4 protein-coding genes are annotated in these 5,102 nt (G+C 48.0%); 3 read left to right on the plus strand and 1 reads right to left on the minus strand.

What is annotated here, in order from left to right:
* A partial coding sequence (locus tag WCO51_09475) for a SelB C-terminal domain-containing protein (GenBank protein MEI6513488.1) occupies positions 1 to 322 on the plus strand: 322 nt, incomplete at its 5' end.
* A 318-nt stretch (positions 323 to 640) separates the two neighbouring features.
* Positions 641 to 1,204, plus strand: coding sequence for a PEP-CTERM sorting domain-containing protein (locus tag WCO51_09480; protein MEI6513489.1), 564 nt, complete (start codon positions 641 to 643; stop codon positions 1,202 to 1,204).
* Positions 1,205 to 1,344: 140 nt separating this feature from the next.
* Here the strand turns inward: WCO51_09480 and WCO51_09485 are convergent, their stop codons facing one another.
* Entirely contained in the window at positions 1,345 to 2,478 is a 1,134-nt protein-coding gene (locus WCO51_09485) for a Gfo/Idh/MocA family oxidoreductase (GenBank protein MEI6513490.1), read from the minus strand.
* A 183-nt stretch (positions 2,479 to 2,661) separates the two neighbouring features.
* Here WCO51_09485 and clpB point away from each other — a divergent pair.
* The coding region (gene clpB, locus WCO51_09490) for an ATP-dependent chaperone ClpB (GenBank protein MEI6513491.1) at positions 2,662 to 5,102 on the plus strand (2,441 nt) is incomplete at its 3' end.

The following is a 5,102-nucleotide window of genomic DNA, read 5'->3' on the forward strand; positions in this document are numbered from 1 at the left end:
AAAAGCCGGCGTCTTAACCCCAAATACTAGAGAATTATCTCAAGTCATGGGATTACATTCAAACGCAGTCAAAGAGCTTATTTCTATGGGTTTAGAGTCAGGCCGACTAATACGAGTGATGGAAGGCCTTTTCTATCATGTGGAGACTTTGGAAGAGATTAAACTGCTAGTTAAAGAGTTCATAACTAAAAACGGTTCTATCACTGTCAGCCAGTTCCGTGATATTTCAGGTTCAAGCCGAAGGTATTCCGTCCTACTAATGGAGTACTTAGATTCAATTCAATTCACAATGCGAGATGAGGACGCCAGAATACTTGCATAGGTAATCGGCAAGCTCTTCTGAGGTTCTGTTCTATTTATCGGCTCGGACTTCCCCTGAATCTCCCCAATCAAAAATCAGGAATGTACGTCCAAAGTAAGGCGAAGAGCCATTTGCTCTGGAAAAGAAACGCAGGCTGAATTACAAAACAAAGAGACGCGCAATCATTTTGCAAAAGGCGTCCCCTATTAATTATTTAATATTTTTTTAGCTTCACGGAAGCTAAAAAAATATTCTTAGTCATGCTAACCCTGTCCGTTTTTCCGTTTCTAAAACGTATATATTTATGCCGAATATATTAGGCACAGGAGGTTGATTCCAATGAAGAAACTTAGCCTCATCGTAGTCACGCTGCTTATATTGATTTTAGCAGTTTCTGCGTTTGCTCAATTTAATGCATCTGTTCTTTGCAGCGGCACTAAAAGCGGTGGCTCAGGATCTCGCGATTATCAATATGACATCACTGCTACTGGTGGACTGATTCAACAATTCCATGTTGGAACCTGTGATCCAAACGTGCTTGATTACACCAATATCCTTATGCCGCAAGGATGGACCTTTGGTATATTTTCAATCACAGAGGATCACAACCTGATAAAAACAGCGCATGGCTCTTTATCAGTGCCAGCGGGAGCTTGCCAATGGAGTGTGGTGTTCACAGCGCCTGATGCTGCTGGATTAGCTAACGTCTCTTTAGGGTTTGATAACCTATTCGCCCCACATGACGTAGGTTGGTTCACCAACAGTAATGATGATTTCGAGCTATGGACTATGCCTGTCGGAACGGGGGAGGGACCTGTTCACGGACCTGTTCCCGAACCGGCATCGTTCTTTGCTCTTGGCGCAGGGCTGTTTGGGTTAATTCGTACAATAAGACGACGCTAATATGCGCTAAAGAAGTAAATGCAGTAATCACCAGGGAAAGCAGCGGCATTGCTTTCCCTGGTTGACATGTAAGTGGTAGTGCTTAGTTCGTATTGCGTATTACCGAATTCCGTAATATGCAATACGAACTACGGTTTCTTTCACCTCACCGGCATCTTTTCCCAACTCATATTAACTGACGAACGCTCGGTGGCGGCCAGCATTCTTTGAAGGTGGATGCCTCGTTGTAAGGATGGCTCGACGGGCTTGTTGTCAGCAACACCTTGAAGGAAGTTGTTGAGGCACTGCATGTGACCGCGGAGCCAGCCTATGCTGCATTTGGGGGATGGAAAGACGGCTGGTTTATCGAAACGTTGGACCGTGGCTATCTTTCGCCAGCCTCGCTGACCTCCTAGCGGGGTTTCAGACTCACTCAGATCATAGACTTCTAAGTAATTAGTATCCATTAGGTTGAAGCGAATAGCGCCTTTATCGCCGTGAATCTCAAATCTTAGTTCATCCTCAGCGCCGGTGGCGATTTTCGAGGCTTCAATCGTTCCGACTGCTCCATTCCCCAACTTTGCCAACATCACTACCTGGTCATCAGCTTCGACTTTAACCATCTTCCCTTCTTTGTTCAGGCGCTCAGGGTAGAGAATGCGCAAATCTGCCATAACACTCTCGAAGGAACCGATTAAATGATCCATTAAGTCAATCACATGTGAGGCCAGGTCTTGCAGGACGCCTCCGCCTTCTGACTTAAGCTGTTTCCATCCCATCGGCCTATTAGGATCGACACTGCCGGAATGAAGATATTCGGCGCGAAAACTTATCACTTCCCCAACAAACCCTTCTTCAATAAGTTGCTTTGCCCGAAGAGTGGCAGGAAAAAAGCGATATTGAAGCGTCATCTGCCCGATGCCTTTATAGCTTCGCAATGCCTTTTCGATACAGGCAGCTTCCTTTTCGCCCACTACTAGCGGCTTGTCACAATAAATATGCTTCCCTGCCTTGATGGCGGCCAATAATTGCTCTTTGTGTTGACTGTTTGGGGAGCAGATATTAATTATCTGGATATCATCACGCGCAATCAGCTCTCGCCAATCGGATGTTCCGAACACGAAACCACCCACTTCTACCGCTTTGGCAGCCGTTTCCGGGCGAGAAGTGGCCACTCCCACCAGATTAGTTCGCACGGGGATGGGGTCAAAGAAAAGCGGCATGTTTTGATAACCATAAGCATGCGCTTTGCCGATAAATCCAAAACCTATCATTCCAACGCCTAATGTCTGCATACTTCCTCCTGAGCTAATTATGATTGGGGGAGATTAAGATTGGCAAGTGAGTCTTAAAATAGCAACTAGTTCTTCCGAAAACCCGTAAGTAGATAAGAAATATCTTATCAAGTGACTTGACAATATAACGCTCATGTGCAACAATAATTAAAGTTCTCAGGACGCGATAAGGAGGGTAAGGCATTGCGATTCGATCGTTTGACTATTAAAGCTCAAGAAGCTCTACAAGAGGCACAGACACTTGCGGAAACCAATCAAAATCCGCAGATCGAGCCTGAACATTTGCTGCTGATGCTCCTAAAACAAACAGATGGAGTTTCTGTTCCTATCCTTCAGAAGCTAGGCGTGCTTCCCACTCAAGTTGATGTCCAAGTAAAGAAAGAAATCGATCTTATTCCAAAAGTACACGGCGCAACAGTTGGCGGGGCAATCAGCCCACGTCTACGCCAAGTGATTGATAAAGCCTTTGATGAAGCCCAACAGATGAAGGATGAGTATGTCAGCTCCGAGCACTTACTCATGGCCATCGCTGCCGATACGGCAGGGGCAGCAGGTCGAATTCTACGTTCATTTGGTGTGACACGTGAAGCCATCTCTAAAGCTCTTCTAGATATACGTGGCGGACAACGCGTTACCGATCAGAACCCCGAAGAGAAGTATCAAGCCCTTGAGAAATACGGCCGTGACCTCACTCTCCTTGCGCGTCAAGGCAAGCTCGATCCTGTTATCGGCCGCGATGATGAGATACGCCGTCTTATTCAGGTTCTATCCAGACGCAGAAAGAATAATCCTGTTCTTATTGGCGACCCAGGCGTTGGCAAGACCGCTATCGTCGAAGGACTTGCTCTACGCATCACCTCCGGCGACATCCCCGAGACACTCAAGGATAAGAAGCTCATCCAACTCGACCTCGGTGCGCTCATAGCAGGCGCTAAGTACCGAGGGGAGTTTGAGGACCGTCTAAAAGCGGTACTTAAGGAAGTCTCCGAGTCGGCAGGCGAGATCATCATGTTTATTGATGAGCTTCATACTATCGTCGGCGCAGGCGCAGGAGAAGGCGCAGTAGATGCCGCCAATATGCTCAAGCCGATGCTGGCGCGTGGTGAACTGCGCACTGTCGGCGCTACTACCCTCGATGAATACCGTAAGTATATCGAAAAGGACGCTGCCCTTGAAAGACGCTTCCAACCTGTCTATGTCGGCGAACCGAGTATCGAGGACACGATTGCCATCTTGCGTGGTTTGAAGGAGCGCTACGAAGTGCATCATGGCGTTCGTATCACTGACGGCGCCCTTGTCTCTGCCTCTGTGCTCTCTGCGCGATATATATCAGACCGATTTCTGCCAGACAAAGCAATAGACTTGATGGATGAGGCCGCCTCTAAGCTTCGTATCGAAATAGATAGTATGCCAACTGTAATTGACGAGATCGAACGACGCATCAGGCAGCTTGAAATCGAGAGAGAAGCCTTGCGTAAAGAGGAGGATAAAGCCTCACTCGAACGTCTTGATAAGATCGAGAGTGAACTGGCGAACCTGAATGAAGAGAAAACCAGACTGACTGCCCACTGGCAACAAGAAAAGGAAATCATCAAGAGCATCAGTGAGATTAAGCAGAAGATCGAAGAAGCCAAGCAGGAAGAGCTATCGGCTGAAAGAAACGGCGACTTTGGCCGTGCTGCGGAGCTTCGCTATGGTATCTTAACAAACCTGCAGCGAGAGTTAGAAGTTAAGCAAAAGGCAATCGAAGAGCTTCAAAGCACCATGAAGATGCTCAAGGAAGAGGTCGACTCGGATGACATCGCCGAAGTGATCGCCAAGTGGACAGGTATCCCCGTTAGCCGCCTACTTGAAGCGGAGATGCAGAAGCTATTCAAAATGGAAGAGCGTTTGCACATGCGCGTGGTCAGCCAGAATGAAGCGATTGATGCGGTGGCTAACGCCATTCGTCGTGCGCGTAGCGGTTTGTCTGAGCCTAACCGACCGATTGGCTCATTCCTCTTTTTAGGCCCAACCGGTGTCGGTAAGACTGAATTGGCTAGAGCCCTAGCAGAGTTCTTGTTTGACGATGAACGCAACATGGTACGCATCGACATGTCCGAGTACCAGGAGAAGCACACGGTTGCGCGTTTAATCGGCGCGCCTCCCGGCTATGTGGGGTATGAAGAAGGAGGGCAGCTTACGGAAGCCGTCCGTAGGCGGCCTTACAGCGTCATCTTATTGGATGAGATTGAGAAAGCTCACCCAGAAGTCTTCAATATCTTGCTGCAGATACTAGACGACGGGCGTTTGACCGATGGTCAAGGCCGAACGGTGGATTTCAAGAACTCGGTCATCATCATGACCTCCAACCTGGGATCAATCTACTTCCAGGAACCCTTCGCCAATAAGCTTGAGCTTAAGCACAAGATACAAGACACCCTACGCGAGCACTTCCGCCCTGAGTTCTTGAACCGTATCGATGAGATTATCATCTTCGAGCCATTGGGCTTGATTGAGATTAAGGAAATCGTCCGTATGCAGATCGGCTACCTCAACAAACGCATAGCCGAGCGAGGCTTGCAAGTGGACTTATCCGAAGCCGCATTTGACTACATTGCCGCCGAAGGCTACGACCCAGCCTA

The sequence above is a fragment of the bacterium genome (assembly GCA_037131655.1).
Taxonomy (GTDB): Bacteria; Armatimonadota; Fimbriimonadia; order Fimbriimonadales; family JBAXQP01; genus JBAXQP01.